The organism is Natrialba swarupiae, from assembly GCF_008245225.1.
GTDB classification, from domain to species: domain Archaea; phylum Halobacteriota; class Halobacteria; order Halobacteriales; family Natrialbaceae; genus Natrarchaeobius; species Natrarchaeobius swarupiae.
In genome coordinates this window covers 24,376-47,591 of record NZ_VTAW01000001.1, presented here as the reverse complement: position 1 = coordinate 47,591, position 23,216 = coordinate 24,376, and the positions used below count along the sequence as shown (strand labels likewise).

Below are 23,216 nucleotides of genomic sequence, written 5' to 3'. Positions count from 1 at the left end.
TTCTCGTTTTTCGACCTATCACCCCCGAGACCGAGCGCTCCGACCGACAGCTATCGGCGTCGAACGCGCGTCTCGACCGTCCCGGGCTCGAGGGTTACGCCGACGCCCGCGTCGATCGAGTCGCCGATCCGCTCGAGTTCGACGTGCCGGATCAGCGTCGCGAGCGTCAACTGCAGTTCGGTCATCGCAAAGCGCATCCCGATGCAGTGGCGCGGGCCGCCGCCGAACGGGAAGTAGGCGTACTCCGGCCGGTCGCCGTCGGCGAGCACCGCGTCCGTAACGGAGTCAGCACCCCCTTCGAGCCACCGCCCCGGCCGGAACGCGTCGGGGTCGTCCCACCACCGCTCGTCGCGGTGGATGGCGATCATCGGGAGCTGGACGACCGTTCCCGGCGTGAGTCGATAACCGCCGACGTCGACCGGCTCGAGCGGCTCGCGGTTGAGAAACGGTAGCGGCGGATACAGCCGCATGGCCTCACGGCCGACAGCCTCCGTCACCGCGAGGTCGGGAAGGTCTGCCATCGTCGGCTCGCGGTCACCACAGACGGCGTCGATCTCGCGCTCGAGGAGGTCCCAAACGCTCTCGTGGCCTGCGAGCAGCCAGCAGGCGTACGTAAGCGCCGTCGCAGTCGTCTCGTGGCCAGCGAGCAGGAACGTCTTCAGTTGGTCGCCGATCTCCTCGGCGGACGGACGGCTCCCGTCGGGGTACTCTGCGGTCGCGAGCAACGACAGCAGGTCGTCGCCGTCTGCGCCCGCCTCGCGACGCTCGGCGACGAGTTCGTCGACCAACACACCGACGTCGGTCGCGGCACGGTCGAACTCGCGTTCGGTCGCACTCGGGAGCCACGACGGGAGTAACGCGCGAACCCCGAACATCTCGCGATCCGTGTACTCGTTCATGGCCTGTACCCATCGCCGCACGACGGCCCCGCGCTCGTCGGTCAGCTCCAGGTCGAACAGCGTCCGTGCGAGAACGCGGAGCGTCAGCGTCGACAGCGTCTCCTCGAGGTCGATCACCTGTCCGTCGTCCAAGCCCCGGACCGTGTGGACGGTCTCCTCGACCATATCGTCGGCGTACGACCGGATTCGATCCGGGGTGAACGCCGACTGCAACAGGAGCCGCTGGCGTTTCCACCGGTCGCCCTCGGCGAAGAGCACGCCCTGGAGATCGATGGCCTCGCCGAACTCGTGTTCGAACTCGCCGCGCCAGAACGCGTCGCTCTCGGAGACGAGGACCGTCTCGACGAGTTCCGGATCGCAGAACGCGACGAACTCGCGACCGTAGGCTTCGTAGCCGACGACGTCGCCGTACTCGCCGAGTGACTCGAGGAACCCGACCGGATCACGGGTGAACGAAACCGTGTTCCCGACGAGCGGAAACCCGCGCGGCCCGGGGAGCGACGCCGCCTCGACGCCGACATCCTCGTCCGCCTCGGTCTCGCCGCTCCGGCCCTCGAGCGGTCGGTCGCGGTCGTTTCCTCCCGTTCGTCCATCCGCCGGCGGTCCTGAACGACTCATACCTCGAGAGTGGCGTTCCAGAAGTGTCGCCGTTGTGCCGAAGCACTGAACTTCTATAAGTGATAACGGGCGAGTATGCAGTCGGCCGACCTGACGCTTCGGCTGCCGCCGTCGATGCGGATGCCGGTGCCGGAGCTGGCGGTCGAATCCGTACTTCACCGAGAGGAGTTGCTCTCCTGGCACGTCGATTCGGAGTCGGAAACCGTCCGCTTTCTCTCGCTGTTCGTCGGCGATCTCGAGGGGATACAGGAGGTCGTCACCGACCTCGAGTTCGTCCACCGGTACGACATCTCCCGGGTCGACGACGACACGTTCTACGGCTACGTCGAGATGGATCTGCGCGAATCCGACGCGATGTTGCTGGGTGCGTTCGACGTTTCGGGACTGGTGGTCGTCCCACCGGTCGTCTACACCGGCCGGGAGACCGTCCACGCGACCGTCCTCGGGGAACCCGACGCGCTCTCGTCGGTGCTCGAGGCGTTCCCCGACGACGTCCGCGTCGAGGTCGAGCGGGTGAGCGACCACCAGCGGAAAGCCGAGACGCTGGCGGGTCGACTGACGGCCCGTCAGTTCGAGGCGATGGAGACGGCACGGGCGGCCGGCTACTACGACGTCCCTCGAAGCGGGTCGCTCGCCGACGTAGCGGCGGCACTCGAGTGTTCGGAGAGCGCGGCCTCGACGCTCCTGCGGACGGCCGAGGCCGAACTCGTGGATGCGGCGTTGCGACGGTGAGCAGTCGGAAGAACTGCCGGGGGGGAGTACAAAGAGGAGAGAGCAGAGTGTCGAGAGAGAGGCGTGCGTGCGCTCGTGTCCTCCGTGTGGATCGCTCGTACGGTCTGCGATGACCGATTACCGGTCGATCACCCGCCGGTCTGCGATCGACCGGGACCGACGCATCGCGGTCCGTATCAGTGGGTGGTCTCCCGGCGGAAGCGGTCGCCTATCGATGCCGACGGGAGACCGGTCGGTCCTTCGGGGGTGAACCTCCTACGGATTTCCCATTCGGTTGCATGGGCGGTTTGTGGGGGGTGATACCGACGTGGAGATCGGCGATCTGGGCCAACACTGTTTGGCCACACGCTCTTTGTATCCACCGTGAAACTTCTGATTACACTCGCGGAAGGTCACCGGTGAGTACCCCTGGCATCATAACCATCCACCACGTCATTCGACCGGTTTCCCACGCGGTCTACTGTACAGCAGCGACACGGCTTCCGCGAGTGTCCGTCCACTTTCGAATCGTCCCACGACGGAAGCGGGGCGCAACTGGCGGTCCGCGACTGGGAACCACTCGTCGAAGCGGTTCGCTCGTCGAGAGCATCGTACGGGTCGGAAGCCATTTTCAGTGTGACTGGGACCCGTCAGCACACCGGGACGGCAGTCCGTATCAGGGAATCAACTGCTCGCCGTCGTCGTCGTAGATCGTGATCGCGTCGACTGGACACGTCCGTGCGGCGAACTTCGCGTCCAGTTCCTCGTCTTCGGGCACCTCACGGACGAACACTCCGTCCTCGGTCTCGTCGCTGCCCTCGAGGACTGCCTTCCCCCTCGCTTTGTCCTCCTCGAAAGCGTCCCACTCGGCGACACACTGGTACATGCCGATACACGTATCCTCGTCGAATTCGACTCTCATAGCCCACGGTTGGACCGATGCAGGTAAAGCAGTGACGGGATCACCCGTTACCGCCAGAATGATCGCCATCCGAGGGGGCTCACCGAGTACGAAAGTCCAAGAACAGCCGAACAAAGGCCACCCAGAGCACGACGTTCACGACGAGCCAACTGACGAACGAAAGCCGACCACCCCAGCCGACGGAGAACCCGATCCCGAACAGGATCGCAGCCCGTCGGCCACAAACACGCCTCGAGCCGTCAGACACCGGTCGAAGACGACGGCGGCGACGAGATAGACGCCGACGGTGATGGTAGGTTAACAGTTCCGGTTCGTCTCGAGATCGGACGAACGCTTATCCGATACCTCGTTGAATATCGGGTGACGAGATGGTTGCGCTGTCGTTTGCAGTCCTCGTGGGGACCGCAATTGTGACGTGCCTGTTCATGGCGTGGGTACTGGGTGCGAACAGCAACTCACCGCCCTTTGCGCCAGCGATCGGCGCGAACGCAATCTCGACGATGCGTGCGGCGTTCGTAATCGGCCTGCTCGCGGCCGCGGGAGCGCTTATGCAGGGCGGGAGCATCTCCGAGACTGTCGGTGCGGATCTCATCGACGGCGTCGCGATCACGCCACTTGCGGCGACAGCCGGATTGCTGACGGCGGCGACGTTCATGGCTGTCGGGATCTACACGCGGTATCCGATCCCCGCTGCGTTCGCGACGACGGGCGCGATGGTCGGCGTCGGCCTCTCGCTGGGCGGCGACCCGGCGTTCGACACCTACCAGCGCCTCGGCACGTTTTGGCTGCTCGTTCCGATCATGTCCGGCGGATTGGCCTACACGACGGCGGTCGTCCTGCGTCGAGACGACGTTCCCGAGTCGGTCGGCGTCCCGCTGTTAGCTGGCGTCGTCGGCACCATCGTCGCGAACGTCCGACTGGGCGTCATTCCGGACCCGACGGCCGACCAGGGAACTATCGCGAGGTTCTTCTCTCGGCAGTTCGGCGGCGGCCCGACGCTCGTCGCCGACGTCGACCTCGGAACCGTGCTCGTGACGATCGTCCTCGGCGTGCTCGCGTTCTACTGGGTTCGAACGCGCATTCTCGCCTCCGTCGAAGAGGGTATCCGGTCGTTCCTGCTCGTCCTCGGCGGCATCGTCGCCTTCTCCTCCGGTGGTTCGCAGGTCGGGCTCGCGACCGGTCCCCTCGAGAACCTCTTTCGGGTGGAACTCGGTCTACCTGCGATCACGCTGCTCGCACTCGGTGCGGCGGGTATCCTCGCCGGCGCCTGGATGGGCGCCCCCAGACTGTTGCAGGCCACCTCGCGGGAGTACGCCCAGCTCGGCGTTCGGCGCTCGATCGCCGCGCTCGTCCCCGGCTTCGTCATCGCCCAGCTGGCGATCGCCCTCGGTATTCCGATCTCGCTCAACAACATCATCCTCTCGGGGGTCATCGGCGGCGGACTGGCCGCAGGCTCGGCGGGCGTCTCACGGCGAAAGATCGCGTTCACGATCACCTTCTGGCTGCTCACCCTCGGCAGTTCGATCGCCGTCGGCTACGGGCTCTATCGGTTGCTCGCGACGGCTCTCGGCGGCTGACATCGGTCGACTCGAGACGACGATGGCGACGGAATCGACGAGCTATCCCGCCGGGGAGAGCAGATAGCTCCCGCCGACAGCGAGGATCCCGACGAAGACGCCGAACAGGCCGACCGGCGGCGAGACGAGCGCCAGCGCCGTACCGAAGATGAGTGCGCCGACGCCGAACCGCCAGGCGATCGACTGGGGATTGTACCGGCAGTGGGGACACTCCTCGGCGTGCCGTGAGATCTCCTCGCCACAGCGTCGACAGTAGTACACCGGCTTCATCGTTCGATCGATTCCCGCTCGAGGCTCATCTGATCACCGTCACGGGGCTGGCGGTTCGTTCGACGACCGTCGCCGCGACGCCGCGGCCGAGCAACCGGCGGGTCAACCCCGTCGAACGCCGCTCGTGGCCGTACATGACGACGTGGTCGACCCCCTCCTCGTCGGTGTACCGGGGAACGACGGTTCCAGGTCGTCCCGCCACGACCTCGACGCGAACTCGATCGATCGCCGCCCGGTCGTCGATCGACTCGGCGGTCGACTCGAGTACCGATTCCGCCCGCTCGCGCGCCGCTTCCGTCCGTTGCTCGTCACGCTCGAGAACGCCACCCTCGCTGAGCGGGGCACCGAGTGGCGTGACGACGGCCAGCAGGGTGACGTCGGCGTCGGGAAACGTCTCGAGGGCGTACGCGAGTGCCTCGCTCTCCCGTGGGCGGGCGAGCGTCGGGACGAGAACCTGATCAGGCGGGGTCACGGGGCGACGTTCGACCGCCAGGTGCATCGGTCTATCGCCGAGGGGAGAGCCCCACCGTGTGCCAGTGAGAGACGACAGTTTAAACCACGGGACGCACCAACGACGGGTAATGAACGTCGAGGAGCTGTCGGGGCTCCCGCCCGGTGCCATCCAGCACGTTCGCCAGGAGGGCATCGAGGAGCTCTACCCGCCCCAGGCCGAGGCCGTCGAAGCTGGCGCGACCGACGGCGAGAACCTGGTCGCCGCGGTGCCGACCGCAAGCGGCAAGACGATGATCGCCGCCCTGGCGATGCTGTCGGCGATCGAACGCGGCGGGAAGGCACTATACATCGTCCCGCTGCGCGCCCTGGCCAGCGAAAAAAAGGCCGAGTTCGACGCCTACGAGGATTTCGGCGTCACGACGGGCGTCGCCACCGGCAACTACGAGTCGACTAGCGAGTGGCTCGCCACCAAGGATCTGATCGTCGCGACCAGCGAGAAAGTCGACTCGCTCGTGCGAAACGGCGCCGACTGGCTCTCGGATCTCACCTGCGTCGTCAGCGACGAGGTCCACCTCATCGACGACCGCAACCGCGGACCGACGCTCGAGGTGACCCTGGCGAAGCTCCGCCAGTTGAATCCCGGCCTCCAGGTCGTCGCGCTCTCGGCGACGGTCGGCAACGCAGACGAGATCGCCGACTGGCTCGACGCCGCGCTCGTCGACTCCGACTGGCGGCCGATCGACCTCCGGACGGGCGTCCACTACGGCAACGCGCTCAACTTCGACGACGGCTCGAGCCGCGAGGTGCCGATCGAGGGATCGGAGAAACAGGAGGCCGCACTCGTCCGCGACATCCTCGAGGAAGGTGGCTCGTCGCTCGTGTTCGTCAACTCCCGACGAAACGCCGAGGCCGCGGCCCGCAGACTGGGCGGCGTCTCGAGTCCCGAACTCACCGACGAGGAGCGGACGGAGCTGACCGACCTCGCCGCGGAGATCCGCGACGACAGCGACACCGAGACCAGTCAGGATCTCGCCGACTGCGTCGAACGCGGCGCGGCGTTTCACCACGCCGGGCTCTCCTCGACCCAGCGGAGCCTGGTCGAGGACGCCTTTCGCGACCGCCTGCTGAAGGTCATCTCGGCGACGCCGACGCTCGCCGCCGGCGTCAACACGCCCGCTCGCCGCGTCGTGGTCCGCGACTGGCGACGGTTCGACCCGAGCGCCGGCGGGATGGCCCCACTCGACGTACTCGAGGTCCACCAGATGATGGGGCGGGCGGGCCGACCCGGGCTCGACCCCTACGGCGAGGCCGTGTTGCTGGCGAAGAGCCACGACGAGAGCGAGGAGCTGTTCGACCGCTACGTCTGGGCCGAACCCGAGGACGTCCGCTCGAAGCTCGCCGCCGAACCCGCCCTGCGAACACACGCCCTCGCTACCATCGCTTCGGGCTTTGCCCGCACCCGCTCGGGGCTGCTCGAGTTTCTCGAGGCCACCCTCTATGCGAGCCAGTCGACCGAGGCGGGTCGCCTCGAGTCCGTCACCGACGACGTCCTCTCCTATCTCGAGCGCAACGACTTCATCGAGCGCTCGGGCGGCCGCAGTGGGGCCGACGACGACGCGGACGGCGCGTTCACCTCTGCCGCCGACCTCGCCGAGCAAGCGAGCCGGGAGGAGGAACTCGAGGCGACGAGCCTCGGCCACACCGTCTCCAGGCTCTACCTCGATCCGATGAGCGCCGCCGAGATCGTCCACGGGCTCGAGGGTGCCAAGGAGCGTCCGACCGCATTGGGGCTCTACCAGCTCGTCTCGCGCACCCCCGATATGTACGAACTCTACCTCCGATCCGGTGAGGACGAGACATTCGGCGAACTCTACTACGAACGCGAGCGAGAGCTGCTCGGCGACGCCCCCAGCGAGTTCGAAGAGAACCGCTTCGAGGACTGGCTCGCCGCCCTCAAAACCGGCAAACTGCTCGAGGACTGGGCCGAGGAGACCGACGAGGAGACGATCACGGAGCGGTACAAAATCGGTCCCGGCGACCTCCGGGGGAAAGTCGACACCGCCGAGTGGTTGCTCGGGGCCGCCGAGTCACTCGCCCGCGAGGTCGACAGCGAGTGGACCGTCGCGGTGCGGGAGGCCCGCGCCCGCGTCGAACACGGCGTCGGCGAGGAGTTGCTCGAACTCGTCTCGGTTGGCGGCGTCGGCCGCAAGCGCGCCCGCCGGCTCTACGAGGCTGGCATCGAGGAGCCCGCCGACCTGCGGACCGCCGACAAGGGCGTCGTCCTCGCGGTCTTGAAGGGGAAAAAGACCGCCGAAACGATCCTCGAGAACGCGGGCCGAGAGGACCCCACGATGGACGGCGTCGAGCCAGCCGATCCCGGGAACGGAACGATACTGGACTCGAGTGGCGGCCGCGATACACCCACCGAATCCGGCGAGACGTCGACGGACGAGCGAGCCGACGAGAGCCAGTCGAGCCTGGGTGATTTCTGATGGCGCGACTCACGGGAGGTGTGTACCGATGAAACTGCTCGAGTGTTGCCTCGCGATCGACGACCTCGACCCGTTCGTCGCCGACCTCGCCGAACTGGGCGACCGGTTCGACGTGACGATCCAGGCGTTCGACGCCCGCTACGTCGCGGACCGGCGTCACCTCGAGCGGGCGGTGGAGCTAGCAGACAGGTCGATCGATCGCGGCGAAAACGTCGCCCGGGACCGCGCCGTCGAGATCCTGTTGTACGCCGCCGGTCGCCGACAGATCGACCGGGCCCTCGAGATGGGCGTCAGCGAGGGAGTGAATCCGGCAGTCGTGCTGATCGACGCGCTCCCGGTCGAACCCGACGAACGCCACGGGGAAATCACCGACCGAGCGAGCGCAGATCGAGCGGATGCCGAGGCCCGTGCGCTCGAGGCGGTCCGCGATCTCGAGGCAGTCGTCGCCACCGAGCGAACACTCGACGACCGCGACGAGAGTCGGCTGTGTGCGTTCTTCGACGTCACCGATGCGGAGCGCGAGGCGACCGACGCCTCGCTCCCGATGCTGGTTCACGAACGGGTCACGTTGCTCGAGGTAGAAAAATAATTTAGTTGATAAACGAAACGAAACGGAACTCCTGTTTCACCCTCAACAGCACTGCTTGGTCGGAATTAGATGGTGTAGCGACACGTACTGAACCACTCATCTATATTGGAATTCGGTCCATGGATGGTGACGTATGCTGAAGAAGGTGGCGACAGTTGGCGGTGTAGTCGTCGTCTGTTTTGTCGTCGTCCTCGGCGGGCTGTTCGTCACGGGGGTGCTCGGAATTCCCGATGCCGGCCTCGAGGACAACGCCTGGGGCGAGGTCGACGACGAGCGCATCGAGGTGCTCACGACCGTCTGGGTCGACAACCCGAATCCCGGTCTCGAGATCGACGACATACACGTCGAGTACGCGCTCGCGATGAACGGCGTCTCACTCGCCGACGGGGAGGCGACCGACGTCACCGTGCCATCGGGGAACTCGACGACGGAGCTACGGACCGACCTCCGATACCACCAGCTTCCCGTGTGGTGGGCGACGCACATCGAGAGTGGCGAGGTGAGCGACGTAGGAGCCGACGTGACCGTCCACGCCGACGTCGGACCGCTCTCGGGGTCGCCATCACACGCCCACGAGGACGAGATCGAGACCGAACTCGAGTCGATGATCGCCGAGTCACTCGCGGAGATGGAGGGCGAACACTCGCTGTCGCCGGGCGCGTCCGATCTCTCGGAGGCGGCCCTCGAGCCCCGCGTCGAGATCGAAGATACCGACGCGGCGTGGGGTGACGTCGACGAGGAACGAACGGAGATCCACCTCACGTTCGACGTCCATAACCCGAACGCGTACCCGCTCGCGACGCCCGTGTTCACCGGCGAGATGGTGTTCAACGATCGGCCCGTCGCGGAGTGGGACGCCCACGACGTCGACGTCGTCGGCGGGACGTCGGATACGCACATTCCGCCCGGTGAGAGCCGCGAGATCACGTTCGTCGTGACACTCGACAACGACGATGTCGTCGAGTGGTTCGCGACTCACGTCGACAACGAGGAGGTCACGGACGCGGAGATGCGCGCCCAACTGGCGATGCAGATCAACGACGAAACGGTGACCGTCCCACCCGAAGGCGATGCGATCGAGTGTGAGTACGAGATGACGACGGCAATTTTCGTCGACCAGGAGTCGGATCTCGAGTCGGAGGGCTGTACGTTCGCGCCGTGGGCGACGCCCGACGACAGCGAACTCGCGGACCACGGCGTCGTCGTCGGTTCGAGTGAGGAAAACGGCCTGCTCGAGGAAACCGACGATCGTGGAGACGACAGGGACGAACACGTCGACGACGATGTAGACGATAGCGACGAACGCGTCGACGGTGTCGAGGACGACGAGACGCTGACATCGTTCCCGTGAGTACCGACCGCGACAATCGGACTCCAGCGAGACGTCGACCGAACGTCATCCGGGCAGGAGCACGTTGATTCCCGCCACGACGATTCCGGCGAGCCCCATTCTGATCGCCGCGACGTACCACCGCTGACGGGAAATCGAGGCGAGATAGATGCCGAAGACGGACAACACCAGAACGCCGACGACGATCGAGGCAAGCACCGCCTGAAACATCGTAAAGAGAGTACCCTCGAGTGCGAGCGGGACGAGCGTGAGTGTAAACGCCAGCAACGGCCCGGACGCGCTCGCGACGGCGTGGACGATCTGAGCGGCACGGTGTTCGCGCTGAACGCGCGTATCCTCGAGTTCGGTGAGCATCGCGCGCTCGATCCGCTGGCGCTGGGCGAGCGCCTCGGCGCGTTCGATCTCCCAGACGCTCCAGACGCCCGACGTGCCGAGGCCAACTGCTGCGCCGAGACCGATCGCGATGACGGTGAATCCGTCGCCGATACCCGAGAGATACGCGCCGACGACGACGCCGATGCTCGTGAGCGTGCCGTCGAACCCGTTGGCGATGAAGTACCGACGCGAGATCGATCGAACGTCCTCCTTTCCGAGAACGCGTCGAAGCCGGGCAACTCGAGATCCCATCGTCAGCCGAGCCATGGATCGTCGACGGTTCGGGAACCACAGGCCACCTGATCGATCGAGTGGACCGACGCGCTCAGGTCCCCGATCTCGGCGCGGATCGCATCTACCTCGAGGTTTCCACCCTCGATCGTCACGCGGAGCGTCTTGACGTTCTCGTCGACCTCGATAACCGTCGCGGTAACGGCGTCGATCTCCTCCAGATCCCCCAGCTGCGAGACGAAGGGAACGACGCTGGGGTCGTGTGGTTTCAGGACGTCGAGGACGAGTCGCGTAATCGGAGCCATGATCGTTCGAACGATCGGCCGTCGGAAAGGTGTACGGGCACTACGACTGCCAGCCGACGCCGCAACTCTCCGACGGACGGCACGCTCTTGTGCGCTCCCGTGATAGCCCGAGTATGGCCACGCTCGAGGAACCGATCGAGATCGGTGGCGTTCGGATAGCCAACCGACTCTATCGAGCGCCGGTGCTCGAGTGTGCGGGCAACGGTCCCGACGCCGTCGAGACGCTGATCGAGGACCTCGAGCCCGCCGCGGAGTCGGGCGTCGGACTCCTCTGTCAGGGGGCGACGATCGTCAGTGCCGAGGGCGGCTGTGCGGCGCCGGGAATGACCCGCGTCCACGATCCGTCGTTCGTCTCGCGACTGTCGCGGCTCACCGATCGGATTCACGACCACGGAAGCCGCATCTTCCTGCAACTCGAACACGGCGGCCTGCGGAGCATGGAAACCTGGCACGCCGAGTACCGCCGGGGGCATCCGGACCTCGAGCAACTCGCCGTCTCGGAACTGCCGTGGCAGTTGCGGCTGTTCGACCGTCTGGGATTTCTCTCGTACGATCCCCACGTCCTCTCGACCGACGAAGTGTACGACCTCGCGGCGGAGTTCGGCCGCTCGGCCGCGTACGCCGTTGACGCGGGTTACGACGGCATCCATCTCTCCGGGGCGAACATGGGAATCGTCCAGCAGTTTCTCTCGCCGTTTTACAACCGTCGAGACGACGAGTTCGGCGGCTCGCCCGAGGCCCGCCTCGAGTTCCTCGCGCTCGTCCACGACGAGATCAGGGATCGGGCCGGCGACGTCCCCCTGATGACCAAGGTGCCGGCCGAAACGCCGTCACCGCCGTCGCCGATCGTTCGCCGGACGCTCTCGCTCGCCGACGGCGTCGAAATCGCCCGGCGACTCGAGCGGATCGGCTACGACGCGGTCGTTCCCGTCCGTACCTCGGTCGTCTGGGACATGAGCATCGTCCGCGGGGAGTATCCCGAGCGCGCCTGGACGAACGAGGCGCTCCGCCGGGAGTACGACGCGGCGTTCGGCGGCTCCGGTCGGCGCAAGCTCGTCGCGTTCGGCAACCGCCTCGAGTCGGTCGTCTACGACACCGAACCGGCGTGGAACGAGTCGTTCTGCCGGCGGGTCCGCGAGCAGGTGTCGATCCCCGTCCTCGCGGAAGGCGGGATTCGCGAACGTGGCGAGATGGACCGGCTGCTCGGCTCCGGCGGCGATACCACGGCAACAGCCGCCTGCGACATGGTCGGCATGGCCCGTCCGTTCTACGCCGAACCGCGACTCGGCGCGCGACTGCTCGAGCACAACGGATCCGACGCCGTCGAATCCGACGAGCGAGCGCTCTGTGAGAGCTGTAACAACTGTACGGTCCCCCAGGTGACCGGCGCACCGGGAATCTGTCGGACGCCGTCGGTCCTTCGAGAGCGCGGCGAACTCGAGCGCGAGGGCGTCTACGACCGGCGCTGATCGACGGTGTGACGATCGCGGACCGCGAACGGCTTAGGCCGTGACGACGTCGCTCGTCGCCTCCTCGAGGGTCAACTCACGGGTGTAGCCCGGCGTCTCGACCTCGAGGAGGGAGCCGTCGTCGACGTCGGTGAAGTAAAGCGTCAGTTCGTAGCTCCCGTCGTCTTCGACGGCACTGACCTCGCTCTGGTCGCCGTCGACCGTCCGAACGGTGACGAACTCGCCGGCGTGTTGTGGGTCGGAGACACCGCGAACGTCGTACGAGGCGAGACTCTGGCTCGCCTCGGTTCCCTCGATCGGATACTGGTGTTCGATCCAGGCCTGGAGTCCGTCGTCGAGCGCGTAGACGTTCTCGTAGTCGTTGGCGATCAGCGTCGCCGCTCGCTGGCCGGCGAGCGTATGCGGGCAGACGCAGTAGGTGACGATCCGATCTTCCTCGGGCCAGGTCGCGACCGGGTCGTTCGAGACGCCGTCCGGGGCACTGCTCAGGACCGAGCCGGTGATCCGAACCGCGTCGTGTTGGTCGCGCCCGCGAGTGTCGACTATACGCGCCTCCTGGCGCTGATACCAGTAGTGGACGTCCTCGAGCGGTGCGAGCGGAACGTCGATCCCGCCAAACGACTTCGTCTCGTAGGCGTCGGTGTCGATCGATCGCTCCTCGGGGGTGTCGTCCGGTTCCGGGCCGTAGCCGTCGGAACTCCCGTTCCCGCCGAGACAGCCGGCGACGGCCGTCACGGCAGCGGCCGTTCCCGCGACGAGATACTGCCGTCGATTCATTGGCAACGAGTAGGAACGTCGTGCAAATAGGGGTTCTGGTGGCGGTGATCGACAGAAGGAGACCCCTTCGTTTCAGGTGGAGATCGACAGGTGACGCTGGGGAGTGTGCTCGAGTCGAAACGAGGAGAAGTAGTCCATGCTGGATTCGAACCAGCGTCGAAGCCCCCAGAAGGCTTCAGGATTGGCCACTACCCTAATGGACTTGACATGTTCGCCGAGTTCTGCTTCGACGACGTACACACTGGTAGTTGTCGTTCGTATTAGAGTGTTACGAACTCGGTCGAAGTCACGGTGTTGGAGAGTCGTAGCGTTCCAGTCGCTGGCAGTTCGCACAGAGAACGACGCAGCGAGCGAGTCCGGCCGACCTCGAGTGCGAACCGACACCCCTTTTCCCTTCTCACGCGGATTCCCGGGTATGTACGTCGGACGATTCGTCGTCGTCGGCCCGGACGTGGGCGCGTACCGCGTCTCCTCGCGGTCGTTCCCGAACCGAGAGATCACCGCTCGAGACGAGGCCCTCACGGTGGGGCCCACCGCGGACGCCCCGGAGACGGACAACCCCTACGTCTCCTACAACTGTCTGCGGGCGGTCGAGACACCGACCGGCGAGACAGTCGCGTTCGGGAACGGCTCACACGTCGATCCCATCGCCGAGAAACTCGAACTCGGCTATCCCGCCCGAGACGCCCTCGCGGAGAGTCTACTCGCGCTGGATTACGAGAAAGACGACTACGACACGCCCCGCATCGCCGCGACGATCGGTGCCGACGGCGAGGCGCTGATCGCGACGGTGCGAACGGACGCGCTTCTCGTCGAAACCGTCGACGAGCCGACGATGGTCGCGACCTACGAGACGAACGCACCCGAACCGATCGAGTTCGACGCGGAGAGCGCCCAGGAGGCCGCGAGCGACGCCTACGGCCTCGAGTTCGAACACGCGGTCTGTGCGGCCGGCGTCGTTCGAACCGACGACGGCTTCGAGACGGCACTCGAGAACGGCGGATAATACATACCGCTGGCCGCTGTACCCTTCCGTATGAAAGTCGGACTCATCTCCGACGTTCACGGCAACCGGGTCGCCCTCGAGACCGTCCTCTCTGCGATGCCGCCGGTCGACGAGGTGCTCTGTGCCGGCGACGTCGTCGGATACAACCCCTGGCCGGCCGAGTGTGTCGACGAACTCCGGGAGCGCGACGTCCCGACGGTGATGGGAAACCACGACGCGGCCGTCGCCGCCGAGACACCGTTTCGGTTCAACGGGATGGCACGAGCGGGCGTCGAGTACGCGAAACGTCACCTCTCCGAGGACCACCTCGAGTGGCTCGCCGACCGTCCAGCCGAACGTCTCGAGTGTGACGGCCGGGTCAAACTCGTTCACGGGCATCCGGACGATCCAGACCGGTACAGCCGCTACACGTACCCGCAGGAGTTCTCTCCGCGGCTGCTCGGCGAGGAGGACGTGCTGGTGCTCGGTCACACCCACGTTCAAGGTGTCGAACGGTACGCCGAGGGGATCGTCATCAACCCCGGCAGCGTCGGACAGCCCCGCGACGGCGATCCGCGGGCGGGGTACGCCGTCGTCGACCTCGAGGCGATGACCGTCGAGAGCCACCGCGTCGAGTACGACGTCGAGGCGGTCCAGGAGGCCGTGGCGGCGACGGACCTTCCCGAGCGGATCGGGACGCGTCTCACGCGCGGGAAGTAACTCGAGGGAGCGCTATAGAAACAACCATTTTATGCGAACGCCGCCGCTACTGTCGACCATGGTAGTGCCAGGCTGCGTCGCGTGCACCGGAATCGAACGATCCCGCCGCGCCGTGGCCCGGTGTTGTCGGTCACCATCGTCAGTCTCGAGGCGACGACATCGCCAGTCCACCGAACGCGTCCTCGAGGTACCGACGAGCGATGTTCGGACAGCTGCGTGAGGACACCCGGGCGATGTGCGAGCGCGACCCGGCGGCGAAACGCTGTCTCGAGGTCGCACTGGCCTATCCCGGCGTTCACGCGGTCTGGGGACATCGGATTACCCACCGGCTGTGGAACACCGACTTTCGGCTCGTCGCCAGGCTCGTGTCGCAGCTCGTCCGCCTACTGACCGGCGTCGAAATCCACCCTGCCGCGACGATCGGCCGGCGGGTGACGATCGATCACGGGATGGGCGTCGTCATCGGCGAGACGGCCGTGGTCGGTGACGACGTTCACATGTACCACGGCGTCACGCTCGGCGGGGACACGAACGAGCCCGTGAAACGACATCCGACGGTCGAGGACGGGGTGAAGATCGGTGCGAACGCGACATTGCTCGGCGACATCACGATCGGCGAGAATGCCGCCGTCGGCGCGGGGTCGGTCGTCACCGGCGACGTCGACGCGGGGACTACCGTCGCTGGCGTACCGGCACAGCCGATCGGCGAGTGAGCCAGACCGATTCGACTCGAGCGAGTCCGCAAAACGTTCCCGACGGCGTCGCTCGTCGACCGACACCATCACTACTGTTGGTCGTCGCTGACCGCCCCGTCGGTTCCCGGCGGTGACCCCTCGGCGGAGACGCCATCCTCACTCTCGACGTCGCTCGCGGATTCGCCGACCGCGTCCTCAGGATCGGAGACGTAGCCGAGTTCGAACCAGAGCTTCGCCGTACAGTCGAACGCCTCCTCGTCGAGTTCGGTATCCCCTTCCTCCTGATCGAGATAGCCGTTACAGCGGTTGTGTTCGACGACGTTCATCAGCGACGCCGCGGAGCCACACGCCGGGCAGTCGATGTAGTAGTTTCCCTCCTCGTTTTGGTGCCACGAGTCCGGCGTCAGTTCGGTGTAGGCGGCCTTCTCGTTGCGTCCGCTCATACTGGATCGAACGGCCTCCGGGCGGGTAAACGCGGGCCCGGAGCACGCAACCAGCCGCGGGGACCAGACGATCCGAAAACGCGTACGACTCGAGTGTCACGTCACGGTCGGCGCACGCGGGGGAGCCACCGGGGAACGCGCTCGCGGTAGCGGTCGTACTCCTCGCCGTACGCCTCGGCCAGGTGTGGCTCCTCGTACTCGAGGACTCGATTGTGAAAGCCGATCCAGCAGCCGGCGGCCCACCAGCAGATCGAGACGGATCGAAAGCGAAGCGCCTGCCCGACGATCACCAGCAGGACGCCGACGCACTGCTCACACCAGCGCCTCGAGCAACTCCTCACCGGCCCCGAGCAACTCGTCGACGCGGTCGCCGTCCGTCGCCTCGGCGTAGACGCGCAAGACGGGTTCGGTACCGCTGGGACGGACGAGCAGCCATGAGCCGTCGGCGAGCTGAAGTTTGAAGCCGTCGGCGGTGTTGACGTCCTCGACCGCAGTTCCGGCGACCGCGTCGGGAATTCGTTCCTCGAGAGCGCCGATAACCCGGGCTTTCTCGTGATCCGGGCAGGCAACGCTCGTCTTGTCCTGGACGACGGTTCCGTGTTCGGCGAGCAGGCGGTCGACGCGGTCGTCGATCGGCTCCTCGGCGTGCATCGCGGCCGCGAGCAGCGCGATCAGGACGCCGTCTTTCTCGCGGACGTGGCCCCGAACCGTGAAGCCGCCGGACTCCTCGCCGCCGACTAAGGCGTCGCCGTCGGCCATCGCTTCCGCGACCCACTTGAAGCCCACCGGCACCTCGCGGACGCTCTCCCCGTGGGCCGCCGCGACGCGGTCGATCAGGAACGTCGTCGAGACCGATCGGACCGCAGGACCCGAGTCGTCCTCCAAGAGGTAGTCGTACAGCGCGGCGAAAAAGAAATTCTCGTCGAGGAAGCCGCGTTCGGGCGTGACGAGTGCGATCCGGTCGGCGTCGCCGTCGTTCGCGATCCCGAGCTCTGGCCCCCCGTCGTCGGTGACGACGCCGACGAGTTCCGTCAGGTTCTCCGGGGACGGCTCGGGCGCGCCGCCGCCGAACGTCGGATCACGTTCACAGCGCAGCCCCTCGAGGGAGGCGCCGGCACTCGAGAGCAGGGCGTCGGTGGTTCCGCGGCCGCTGCCGTGCATGGCGTCGTAGGCGACGGTGAGCCCGGAGAGGTCGACGTCGCCGGTGATCGACTCGACGAGTTCGACGGCGGCATCCGCGTGCGGGGTGACGAGGTCGACCTCGCGGACGGTGCCGTGTTCGTTCTCCGGAAGCGGATCGGGGTCGGCGAGTCGGTCGGCGATGGCGTCGGTCACCTCGGGGAGGGCGGGCGCGCCGTCGTCGGGAATGAATTTGACGCCGTTGTACTCCGGCGGGTTGTGCGAGGCCGTGACGGCGAGTCCGCCCGCGAGGTCGCGCTCGACGATGGCGTGTGCGACCAGCGGCGTCGGCCGATCCCGTTGGGGAAGCAGGACGTCGAACCCGTTGGTACAGAGGACTCGCGCCAGCTCTTCGGCGAACCCGCGGGAACTCTCCCGGGCGTCGTAGCCCACGACGACGGGACCCTCGAGTCCCTCGTCGGCGAGATACGTGGCGACCGCCTGCCCGACCATCCGGACCCGTGGCGTCGTGAACTCCTCGAGCGTCGTCCGCCAGCCGTCCGTGCCAAACGTAATGGCTCCCATACGTGATTCTCGACATCAGTTGTAAAAAGGGCGACGCCGACGTGCACATCAGGAAAACGAAATCCAGTGGAGACGTCAGTTCCGAAGATTCGAACGCCGACTTCAGGGATCACTCGAGGCCGATCAGTCGCTCTTTCTCCCCGCGGCTCAGCTGTTTGATCTCGTACTCCCGGGACATCGCCCGCGAGCGCGAGTCGTAGCGCTCGTGGTACCTGAGTTCGACCGGCGTCCGCCCGCGCGTGTACTTCGCCCCCTCGCCGGCGTCGTGTTCGGCGACGCGTCGCTCGAGGTCGGTCGTGTAGCCGGTGTAGAAGGTTTCGTCGGCACACTCGAGGACGTAGACGACGTGATCGTCTCCGGACATCGACCGATCGTACGGAGGCGGTGTCGAAAAGTGACCCGACTACGCGTCGTTCGTCGTCGAAAGGGGTCCGCCGGTAGCTCGATACGTTTCTCGCTACGTGCCGCGTGCGCGTTCTTTCGCTACCTCCGCGATTCCGGCGTTCGCGGAGCAGCTGATACACGCGTGGATCTCGCCGGATTCGTCGGCGAATACACGCGCAAATCGTTCTGAGACGTGCGCATCACAATGGTTACATTTGGGCATTGGGCACACCGGCCGGAGCCGGTACCGAACAATACCCATCGAGAATTTAAAAATGCTTTCCCATACACTGTTTGGTGTTTGGATAACGGGATATTTGTTTTTGGTATCAGTATCATCGAACCGCTCGATTGTTCACCCCGGCCGAGTGCTATCCACTCTTCATACGGTCTGTTGTGACTGTTTAGCGCCGTACTCGGACGACGGATCCCTGGGACGGTAGTATTGACGACACCAGCCCGTATCAGTGACACGCGTACTCGGATCCACCACACATCAGGTGGATCGTTCGCGAGCGGACTCGAGGGCGCGCGCGAGCGCAATTTTACCGCTCGAGCGAGGGGGGGTTCCGGTCAGTGATTCATCAAACATATACTTTCCGGTGGTAGTGGTCGTCGAAACAGGCGAATCAACCGCTGTTTCACCGGTATCTCTCGGAATAACCAAAATGTTTATATGGGGTAAAAGGAAATCGGTATATCGTATGGCAGACCTTATCGTCAAAGCCGCCGTGAAGGAAGCGCTCGATGACAAGAACGTCGCCTCGGACTTCTACGATGCACTCGACGAGGAAGTCGACGAACTCCTCGAAGATGCTGCCCGTCGAGCGGAAGCGAACGACCGCAAGACCGTCCAGCCGCGCGACCTGTAAGGGACGCCACTCGAGTGCTTTTTTATCGACCCAACGTCAGGTAGCGACGGCTACACGTCAGCGGCGATATCTGTGAAAACAGGACACGAATGATCGAGCCGACACCGATCAGTGTTCTCGTTGCTCGAGATACTCCTTCGTTCGACCGAGGACGACGTGGTCGGCCGACCGAAGCTCGGGGATCGACGCCGAGCCGGTGACGAACATCGCGGTCCGGAGCTCGAGCGTGAGCGTCTCGATGAGGTCGACGACCGCGTCGGTCCCCCGACCGGCCGGTGAGAGAAACGGCTTCGCGAGCCCGCCCGCGCTCGCACCGAGGGCGATGGCCTTCGCGACGTCCAGCCCGGATCGGACGCCGCCACTCGCGATCACGGTCTCGTGTTGGCTGGCCGCCTCGAGCGTGCTCACCACCGTCGGTACACCCCAGGCGCGAAACAGCCGGCCGATCGCCTCCTGGCGCTCGGCGCCGACGGCAGCGGCCCGGTAGGACTCGATACCCGACCACGTCGTTCCGCCCTGTCCGGCGACGTCGATCGCGTCGACGCCGGCGTCGGCGAGTCGTCGTGCGGTCGTCCGCGAGATACCATTGCCCGTCTCCTTGACGACGACCGGAACCGACAGCCCCTCGGCGACGCGTTCGATCTCGGCGAGACAGCCGCGGCCGTCGACATCCCCTTCCGGCTGGACGGCCTCCTGTAAGAAGTTGAGGTGGATCGCCATCGCGTCCGCGTCGATCATCTCGACGGCGCGCTCGACGTCCGCGACGTCGTACTCGAGTAACTGCGCCGCGCCGACGTTTCCGTAGAGAAAGGCATCGGGAGCGACCTCACGCGCGACGGTGTAGGACTCGAGTACGCCCTCGTCGTCGAGTTCCAGGCCGGCGCGTTGGCTACCGACACCCATCGCGACGTTCGTCTCTTGGGCGGCCTCGGCGAGTGCCCGGTTGATCTTCGTCGTGTTCGGGTGGCCGCCGGTCATACTCTCGATGACGATCGGAGCCGCCAGTTCGTGCCCGAGTAGCGTCGTCGTCGTGTCGGTCTCGTCCCGGTGGATCTCGGGAAGTGCCTCGTGGACGAGCTCGACGTCCGCGAACCCCGAACCGGACGTCTCGACGTCTTCTTCTTCGATGATTCGAATGTGGTCGTCTTTCCTGTCGGATGTCTCGGGCATCGATCGTCTCGAGGAAGGGTTGTCCCGACGGGGTAGAAAACCTGTCCATTCCGACCGCTCGACCAGCCCGTACTCCGAGCCGAGGGTTTCCGAAAGCGATAGGATGTCAACACGGGATGGTACGGAGCCTCCTGATCGGATTCGCGACGCTCGAGACCATCGCACTGCGACGGGTCTGCCCCGGTCGATCGGTCGGCCATCGACCGGGAATCAGCCGTCGGGAACCGTCTCAGTACTCCCGCATCTCGACCCCCTCGTCGGTCCCGACGTAGGCCGCGTCGGCCATCCCGACGAACAGGCCGTGTTCGACCACACCCGGTACGCTCGAGAGTCGCGTCGCCAGTTCGTCGGGTGCGTCGATCTCGCCGAACGCACAGTCTAAAAGCAGGTTTCCGTTGTCGGTGACGACCGGCCCGTCTTTGTGCGTAGCGTCGCGAAGCGTCGGTTCGCCGCCGATCCTCCGGATCTCGTCGGCGACGAGCGCGTGGGCGTCGGGGAGTACCTCGAGTGGCACCGACTGTTCGAGTGTCTCCGAGAGTTTCGACGGGTCGGCGACGACGACGAACCGGTCCGCCGCGGAGTCGACGAGCTTCTCGCGCGTCTGCGCGCCGCCGCCGCCCTTGACGAGCGCGCCGAATCCCGACGCGTCGGGGTCGTCTGCGATCTGGTCTGCGCCGTCGATAGCGATATCGATCCCGTCGACGGCGTCGAGACACGAAAGCGGGATGCCGACCTCGAGTGCGAGTTGACGCGACTGGAACGACGTCGGGATTCCCCGAACCGTGAGCCCGTCATCGACGGCTCGTCCGATCGCCCGGATCGCGTGGGCGGCCGTCGAGCCGGTCCCGAGCCCGACCACGTCGCCGTCGTCGATCTCCTCGGCCGCCCGTTCGCCGGCGCGACGTTTCGCTTCCCTGGAGCCACCCTCCGTCTTCATACGTCCTCACGCGAGCGGCGGCGGGAAAAACGTTACCGAACGCGCTACTCGAACGCTGGCTCCCGATCTTCGAGGAACGCCGCGACTCCCTCCCGTTGATCGTGGGTTCCAAAGAGGCCGGTGAACGCCCGTTTCTCGTAGTCGAGCCCGCTGGTCTGGGACCCCTCGTACCCCTGGTTGATCGACTCCTTCGCTGCTCGAATCGCGACGGCCGGCTTCGCCGCGAGCCGTTCCGCGAGTTCCGTCGTGACGGCCTCGAGTTCTTCGTCGGGGACGACCTCGCCGACGAGTCCCGCCTCGACCGCGCTCTCGGCGTCGAGTCGCTCGCCGAGGAAGATCATCCGGCGCGCGGTCTCGTCGCCGACGATCCGTGGGAGTCGCTGGGTCGCCCCCCAGCCGGGGATGATCCCCAGATCGATCTCCGTGTTACCGATGACTGCCGATTCGGCCGCGACCCGGAGATCACAGGCCAGCGCCATCTCACACCCCCCGCCGAACGCGTAGCCGTTTATCGCGGCAACCGTCGGCGCTGGAAACGACTCGAGCGCGTCGGCGACCTCGTGGCCGAGGTCGATCCACTCGTGGGCCTCCTCGGTTGGGAGATCCTGCATGTGCGCGATGTCGGCACCCGCGATGAACGCGTCGTCTCCCGAACCGGTGAGGACGAGCGCTCGAGCGTCCTCCTCGGCCGCCTCGGCGAGGGCGTCGGTCATCCCCTCGAGCGTCTCTACGTTCAACGCGTTCATCGCGTCCGGCCGGTCGATCGAAAGCGTCGCGACGTCGTCGTCGATCTCGAGTCGAACTGTCTCCCAGGACATACCGCACGGTCTGTGGGCAGGGCACAAATGGATTTGGTCGATCGACCCGTTGGGTTCGGACGTCGGAGGTGTACGCCGGAACGCGTGATACGGATTGCTGTACCGTTGTACCGGTGCAACCCAGACGGGTCGCGGGTTGGGCGGTACCGACTGATACGGATTGCTGTACGGTTTACCGGCGAAACCACAGACGGCTCGTGGCTTCGCCGGTAACGATTTACAGCAGACGGTATGATAGGACCCCGTCTGAAACGACAGACAACCGACCGTCTCACGACGTGAGCGGCGGGCAACGGGTATTTAGGGAGGGGTGTTGGACGGTCGACATGGACGACTGTGACGCCCGCCCCCGGCGAGCGGTTCTCGCTTTCATTGCCACCGGTACGGCAGCCGTCGCGGCGGCCGGAATCGCAGGCGGTGACACCGGCGACACAGAACGGCGAACCGAAACGGAAGCCAGCGAGACGGCGGACGACTCGAGCGAGACCATGACAGTCAGAGACGCCATCGCGGTTCGATTCGACCACTGCAAGCGAGTCCACATCGAGGGAACGCATCGGTCGTTCAGCCACGCGACCGTGCTCTCGTGGGAAGCGGACGTCCTAACGCAGGGGGTGGTAGCCGAGGACCAGTGGACGACGGTCACCGACCTCCCCGCGACGGTGGCGCTGCCGGGAGGGCCGAACGAACCCGCCCCCGCGGCTCTGCGCGGGGTTCGGATCGCGACGCGAACGGGCGAGGAGTTCACGGAAACCGCTCCCGGAAACTGCCGGGCGCTCGTCGAGCGGTATATCGAGGAGCGCGACCGGGACAGCTAGTGCTTTGGCAAGCCTCCACTGCAGTAACGTCCAGCAAACCGTAATTGACGTTCGAGACGGATCCGTCGAGTGGAGGCCGTAACTCCAAGGCAGTTCGACGCGTACCCGACGTATGGCGACTCGAACGAGCGAATCACGGCTCCCCGACCCCGGATCGGTACTCCGAGCGATCGGTTTCGTCGTCTTAGTGAACGTCGTCGGGGGCGTCCCCGGAATTCTCTCGAGTCCCGACTCGGCCTGGTTCCGGAGCCTCGAGAAGCCGGCGTTTTACCCGCCGGAACTCGCCTTTCCGGTGGCGTGGACGCTGTTGTTCGTCCTCATGGGTCTCGCGCTCTGGCTCGTCTGGCGATCCGACGCCGACGGCCGGCGGCTCGCCATCGGGTTGTTCGCCCTCCAGATGGTCTTCAACGTCGCCTGGACGCCGGCCTTTTTCTCGCTCGAGGCGCCGCTGGTGGGCCTGGCCGTCATCCTGATGCTCTGGGTGTTGGTCGCCGCGACGATCGGCTCGTTCCGCCGGGTCGACCGCCGTGCGGCGGCGTTGCTCGTCCCGTACATCGCGTGGGTGACGTTCGCGGCTGTGCTCAACTTCGAAATCTGGCGGCTGAACGCGTGACTCGACACCGGCGGTAGA

General features: G+C 65.9%; 27 protein-coding genes and 1 tRNA gene. 12 read left to right on the top strand and 16 right to left on the bottom strand.

The window, feature by feature from the left end:
• Positions 1-50: 50 nt before the first annotated feature.
• Positions 51-1,517, bottom strand: a complete 1,467-nt coding sequence (locus FYC77_RS00245; RefSeq protein ID WP_149079501.1) for a cytochrome P450 — start codon at positions 1,515-1,517, stop codon at positions 51-53.
• A 75-nt stretch (positions 1,518-1,592) separates the two neighbouring features.
• Between FYC77_RS00245 and FYC77_RS00240 the strand changes: the two genes are divergently transcribed.
• On the top strand, positions 1,593-2,249 hold the full coding sequence (locus FYC77_RS00240; protein WP_149079500.1) for a helix-turn-helix domain-containing protein: 657 nt from the start codon (positions 1,593-1,595) through the stop codon (positions 2,247-2,249).
• A gap of 655 nt (positions 2,250-2,904) precedes the next feature.
• Here the strand turns inward: FYC77_RS00240 and FYC77_RS00235 are convergent.
• Positions 2,905-3,150, bottom strand: a complete 246-nt coding sequence (locus FYC77_RS00235) for a ferredoxin (RefSeq protein WP_149079499.1) — start codon at positions 3,148-3,150, stop codon at positions 2,905-2,907.
• A gap of 368 nt (positions 3,151-3,518) precedes the next feature.
• Between FYC77_RS00235 and FYC77_RS00230 the strand changes: the two genes are divergently transcribed.
• Positions 3,519-4,727, top strand: a complete 1,209-nt coding sequence (locus FYC77_RS00230; protein WP_149079498.1) for an inorganic phosphate transporter — start codon at positions 3,519-3,521, stop codon at positions 4,725-4,727.
• 42 nt (positions 4,728-4,769) lie between these two features.
• On the opposite strand, the gene FYC77_RS00225 is transcribed toward FYC77_RS00230, so the two are convergent.
• Together FYC77_RS00225 and FYC77_RS00220 are read right to left on the bottom strand one after the other, a co-directional pair.
• Positions 4,770-4,997, bottom strand: a complete 228-nt coding sequence (locus tag FYC77_RS00225; RefSeq protein WP_149079497.1) for a hypothetical protein — start codon at positions 4,995-4,997, stop codon at positions 4,770-4,772.
• Between the two features lie 25 nt (positions 4,998-5,022).
• On the bottom strand, positions 5,023-5,496 hold the full coding sequence (locus tag FYC77_RS00220) for a universal stress protein (RefSeq protein WP_149079496.1): 474 nt from the start codon (positions 5,494-5,496) through the stop codon (positions 5,023-5,025).
• Between the two features lie 82 nt (positions 5,497-5,578).
• Here FYC77_RS00220 and FYC77_RS00215 point away from each other — a divergent pair, with 82 nt between their 5' ends.
• The 3 genes from FYC77_RS00215 to FYC77_RS00205 all read left to right on the top strand — a co-directional run bounded on the left by FYC77_RS00215 (position 5,579) and on the right by FYC77_RS00205 (position 9,882).
• The gene (locus FYC77_RS00215) at positions 5,579-7,942 is read left to right on the top strand and encodes an ATP-dependent DNA helicase (RefSeq protein WP_149079495.1); all 2,364 of its coding nucleotides are present in this window, start codon (positions 5,579-5,581) and stop codon (positions 7,940-7,942) included.
• 28 nt (positions 7,943-7,970) lie between these two features.
• The gene (gene cgi121 / locus FYC77_RS00210; RefSeq protein WP_149079494.1) at positions 7,971-8,531 is read left to right on the top strand and encodes a KEOPS complex subunit Cgi121; all 561 of its coding nucleotides are present in this window, start codon (positions 7,971-7,973) and stop codon (positions 8,529-8,531) included.
• 133 nt (positions 8,532-8,664) lie between these two features.
• The gene (locus FYC77_RS00205) at positions 8,665-9,882 is read left to right on the top strand and encodes an LEA type 2 family protein (protein ID WP_149079493.1); all 1,218 of its coding nucleotides are present in this window, start codon (positions 8,665-8,667) and stop codon (positions 9,880-9,882) included.
• 45 nt (positions 9,883-9,927) lie between these two features.
• Here the strand turns inward: FYC77_RS00205 and FYC77_RS00200 are convergent, their stop codons facing one another.
• Both FYC77_RS00200 and FYC77_RS00195 read right to left on the bottom strand, forming a co-directional pair.
• On the bottom strand, positions 9,928-10,509 hold the full coding sequence (locus FYC77_RS00200) for a VIT1/CCC1 transporter family protein (protein ID WP_202911755.1): 582 nt from the start codon (positions 10,507-10,509) through the stop codon (positions 9,928-9,930).
• A 2-nt stretch (positions 10,510-10,511) separates the two neighbouring features.
• On the bottom strand, positions 10,512-10,793 hold the full coding sequence (locus tag FYC77_RS00195) for a DUF211 domain-containing protein (protein WP_149079492.1): 282 nt from the start codon (positions 10,791-10,793) through the stop codon (positions 10,512-10,514).
• 113 nt (positions 10,794-10,906) lie between these two features.
• On the opposite strand from FYC77_RS00195, the gene FYC77_RS00190 reads away from it, so the two are divergent.
• On the top strand, positions 10,907-12,262 hold the full coding sequence (locus FYC77_RS00190; RefSeq protein ID WP_149079491.1) for an oxidoreductase: 1,356 nt from the start codon (positions 10,907-10,909) through the stop codon (positions 12,260-12,262).
• 33 nt (positions 12,263-12,295) lie between these two features.
• On the opposite strand, the gene FYC77_RS00185 is transcribed toward FYC77_RS00190, so the two are convergent.
• The gene (locus FYC77_RS00185) at positions 12,296-13,039 is read right to left on the bottom strand and encodes a rhodanese-like domain-containing protein (protein WP_149079490.1); all 744 of its coding nucleotides are present in this window, start codon (positions 13,037-13,039) and stop codon (positions 12,296-12,298) included.
• 130 nt (positions 13,040-13,169) lie between these two features.
• A tRNA-Gln gene (locus FYC77_RS00180) sits at positions 13,170-13,242 on the bottom strand.
• A gap of 212 nt (positions 13,243-13,454) precedes the next feature.
• On the opposite strand from FYC77_RS00180, the gene FYC77_RS00175 reads away from it, so the two are divergent.
• From FYC77_RS00175 to cysE, 3 genes are all read left to right on the top strand, one after another.
• Positions 13,455-14,045 (top strand): IMP cyclohydrolase, encoded by a 591-nt coding sequence (locus FYC77_RS00175; protein WP_149079489.1) that lies wholly within the window; start codon positions 13,455-13,457, stop codon positions 14,043-14,045.
• A gap of 30 nt (positions 14,046-14,075) precedes the next feature.
• Positions 14,076-14,744 carry a metallophosphoesterase family protein gene (locus FYC77_RS00170; protein WP_149079488.1) on the top strand — a complete coding sequence of 223 codons (669 nt, stop codon included), beginning with the start codon at positions 14,076-14,078 and terminating at the stop codon, positions 14,742-14,744.
• A 200-nt stretch (positions 14,745-14,944) separates the two neighbouring features.
• Entirely contained in the window at positions 14,945-15,457 is a 513-nt protein-coding gene (gene cysE, locus FYC77_RS00165; RefSeq protein ID WP_149079487.1) for a serine O-acetyltransferase, read from the top strand.
• 71 nt (positions 15,458-15,528) lie between these two features.
• Here cysE and FYC77_RS00160 read toward each other — a convergent pair whose 3' ends face one another.
• The 5 genes from FYC77_RS00160 to FYC77_RS21150 all read right to left on the bottom strand — a co-directional run bounded on the left by FYC77_RS00160 (position 15,529) and on the right by FYC77_RS21150 (position 18,193).
• The gene (locus tag FYC77_RS00160) at positions 15,529-15,882 is read right to left on the bottom strand and encodes a hypothetical protein (RefSeq protein ID WP_149079486.1); all 354 of its coding nucleotides are present in this window, start codon (positions 15,880-15,882) and stop codon (positions 15,529-15,531) included.
• A 101-nt stretch (positions 15,883-15,983) separates the two neighbouring features.
• The gene (locus FYC77_RS00155; protein WP_149079485.1) at positions 15,984-16,223 is read right to left on the bottom strand and encodes a methyltransferase family protein; all 240 of its coding nucleotides are present in this window, start codon (positions 16,221-16,223) and stop codon (positions 15,984-15,986) included.
• Entirely contained in the window at positions 16,195-17,586 is a 1,392-nt protein-coding gene (locus FYC77_RS00150; RefSeq protein WP_149079484.1) for a phosphoglucomutase/phosphomannomutase family protein, read from the bottom strand. The genes FYC77_RS00155 and FYC77_RS00150 overlap by 29 nt, the downstream gene beginning before the upstream one ends.
• A gap of 109 nt (positions 17,587-17,695) precedes the next feature.
• The gene (locus FYC77_RS00145) at positions 17,696-17,950 is read right to left on the bottom strand and encodes a GIY-YIG nuclease family protein (RefSeq protein WP_149079483.1); all 255 of its coding nucleotides are present in this window, start codon (positions 17,948-17,950) and stop codon (positions 17,696-17,698) included.
• 93 nt (positions 17,951-18,043) lie between these two features.
• The gene (locus tag FYC77_RS21150; protein ID WP_449406742.1) at positions 18,044-18,193 is read right to left on the bottom strand and encodes a DUF7563 family protein; all 150 of its coding nucleotides are present in this window, start codon (positions 18,191-18,193) and stop codon (positions 18,044-18,046) included.
• Positions 18,194-18,674: 481 nt separating this feature from the next.
• Between FYC77_RS21150 and FYC77_RS00140 the strand changes: the two genes are divergently transcribed.
• Positions 18,675-18,842 carry a DUF1931 family protein gene (locus FYC77_RS00140; protein ID WP_004267503.1) on the top strand — a complete coding sequence of 56 codons (168 nt, stop codon included), beginning with the start codon at positions 18,675-18,677 and terminating at the stop codon, positions 18,840-18,842.
• A gap of 108 nt (positions 18,843-18,950) precedes the next feature.
• On the opposite strand, the gene fni is transcribed toward FYC77_RS00140, so the two are convergent.
• The 3 genes from fni to FYC77_RS00125 all read right to left on the bottom strand — a co-directional run bounded on the left by fni (position 18,951) and on the right by FYC77_RS00125 (position 21,767).
• Positions 18,951-20,012 (bottom strand): type 2 isopentenyl-diphosphate Delta-isomerase, encoded by a 1,062-nt coding sequence (fni, locus tag FYC77_RS00135; RefSeq protein ID WP_149079482.1) that lies wholly within the window; start codon positions 20,010-20,012, stop codon positions 18,951-18,953.
• A 229-nt stretch (positions 20,013-20,241) separates the two neighbouring features.
• Complete coding sequence (gene rpiA, locus FYC77_RS00130) at positions 20,242-20,949, bottom strand: ribose-5-phosphate isomerase RpiA (RefSeq protein ID WP_149079481.1); 708 nt, start codon at positions 20,947-20,949, stop codon at positions 20,242-20,244.
• A 44-nt stretch (positions 20,950-20,993) separates the two neighbouring features.
• A complete protein-coding gene (locus FYC77_RS00125; protein WP_149079480.1) occupies positions 20,994-21,767 on the bottom strand; it encodes an enoyl-CoA hydratase/isomerase family protein in 774 nt (257 codons plus the stop codon).
• Between the two features lie 326 nt (positions 21,768-22,093).
• On the opposite strand from FYC77_RS00125, the gene FYC77_RS00120 reads away from it, so the two are divergent.
• A complete protein-coding gene (locus FYC77_RS00120; protein ID WP_149079479.1) occupies positions 22,094-22,585 on the top strand; it encodes a hypothetical protein in 492 nt (163 codons plus the stop codon).
• Positions 22,586-22,697: 112 nt separating this feature from the next.
• A complete protein-coding gene (locus FYC77_RS00115; RefSeq protein WP_149079478.1) occupies positions 22,698-23,198 on the top strand; it encodes a TspO/MBR family protein in 501 nt (166 codons plus the stop codon).
• The last annotated feature ends 18 nt before the right edge of the window (positions 23,199-23,216 follow it).

Coding starts and splice junctions, on each gene's coding strand:
- FYC77_RS00175 (WP_149079489.1), top strand. CDS start 13,455: ATGTACGTCGGACGATTCGTCGTCGTCGGCCCGGACGTGGGCGCGTAC.
- FYC77_RS00240 (WP_149079500.1), top strand. CDS start 1,593: ATGCAGTCGGCCGACCTGACGCTTCGGCTGCCGCCGTCGATGCGGATG.
- FYC77_RS00160 (WP_149079486.1), bottom strand. CDS start 15,882: ATGAGCGGACGCAACGAGAAGGCCGCCTACACCGAACTGACGCCGGAC.
- FYC77_RS00235 (WP_149079499.1), bottom strand. CDS start 3,150: ATGAGAGTCGAATTCGACGAGGATACGTGTATCGGCATGTACCAGTGT.
- FYC77_RS00115 (WP_149079478.1), top strand. CDS start 22,698: ATGGCGACTCGAACGAGCGAATCACGGCTCCCCGACCCCGGATCGGTA.
- FYC77_RS00205 (WP_149079493.1), top strand. CDS start 8,665: ATGCTGAAGAAGGTGGCGACAGTTGGCGGTGTAGTCGTCGTCTGTTTT.
- fni (WP_149079482.1), bottom strand. CDS start 20,012: ATGCCCGAGACATCCGACAGGAAAGACGACCACATTCGAATCATCGAA.
- FYC77_RS00145 (WP_149079483.1), bottom strand. CDS start 17,950: ATGTCCGGAGACGATCACGTCGTCTACGTCCTCGAGTGTGCCGACGAA.
- FYC77_RS00120 (WP_149079479.1), top strand. CDS start 22,094: ATGGACGACTGTGACGCCCGCCCCCGGCGAGCGGTTCTCGCTTTCATT.
- FYC77_RS00190 (WP_149079491.1), top strand. CDS start 10,907: ATGGCCACGCTCGAGGAACCGATCGAGATCGGTGGCGTTCGGATAGCC.
- FYC77_RS00185 (WP_149079490.1), bottom strand. CDS start 13,039: ATGAATCGACGGCAGTATCTCGTCGCGGGAACGGCCGCTGCCGTGACG.
- FYC77_RS00245 (WP_149079501.1), bottom strand. CDS start 1,517: ATGAGTCGTTCAGGACCGCCGGCGGATGGACGAACGGGAGGAAACGAC.
- FYC77_RS00200 (WP_202911755.1), bottom strand. CDS start 10,509: ATGGGATCTCGAGTTGCCCGGCTTCGACGCGTTCTCGGAAAGGAGGAC.
- rpiA (WP_149079481.1), bottom strand. CDS start 20,949: ATGAAGACGGAGGGTGGCTCCAGGGAAGCGAAACGTCGCGCCGGCGAA.
- FYC77_RS00150 (WP_149079484.1), bottom strand. CDS start 17,586: ATGGGAGCCATTACGTTTGGCACGGACGGCTGGCGGACGACGCTCGAG.
- FYC77_RS00225 (WP_149079497.1), bottom strand. CDS start 4,997: ATGAAGCCGGTGTACTACTGTCGACGCTGTGGCGAGGAGATCTCACGG.
- FYC77_RS00195 (WP_149079492.1), bottom strand. CDS start 10,793: ATGGCTCCGATTACGCGACTCGTCCTCGACGTCCTGAAACCACACGAC.
- FYC77_RS00140 (WP_004267503.1), top strand. CDS start 18,675: ATGGCAGACCTTATCGTCAAAGCCGCCGTGAAGGAAGCGCTCGATGAC.
- cgi121 (WP_149079494.1), top strand. CDS start 7,971: ATGAAACTGCTCGAGTGTTGCCTCGCGATCGACGACCTCGACCCGTTC.
- FYC77_RS00230 (WP_149079498.1), top strand. CDS start 3,519: ATGGTTGCGCTGTCGTTTGCAGTCCTCGTGGGGACCGCAATTGTGACG.
- FYC77_RS21150 (WP_449406742.1), bottom strand. CDS start 18,193: ATGCCCAAATGTAACCATTGTGATGCGCACGTCTCAGAACGATTTGCG.
- FYC77_RS00125 (WP_149079480.1), bottom strand. CDS start 21,767: ATGTCCTGGGAGACAGTTCGACTCGAGATCGACGACGACGTCGCGACG.
- FYC77_RS00215 (WP_149079495.1), top strand. CDS start 5,579: ATGAACGTCGAGGAGCTGTCGGGGCTCCCGCCCGGTGCCATCCAGCAC.
- cysE (WP_149079487.1), top strand. CDS start 14,945: ATGTTCGGACAGCTGCGTGAGGACACCCGGGCGATGTGCGAGCGCGAC.
- FYC77_RS00220 (WP_149079496.1), bottom strand. CDS start 5,496: ATGCACCTGGCGGTCGAACGTCGCCCCGTGACCCCGCCTGATCAGGTT.
- FYC77_RS00170 (WP_149079488.1), top strand. CDS start 14,076: ATGAAAGTCGGACTCATCTCCGACGTTCACGGCAACCGGGTCGCCCTC.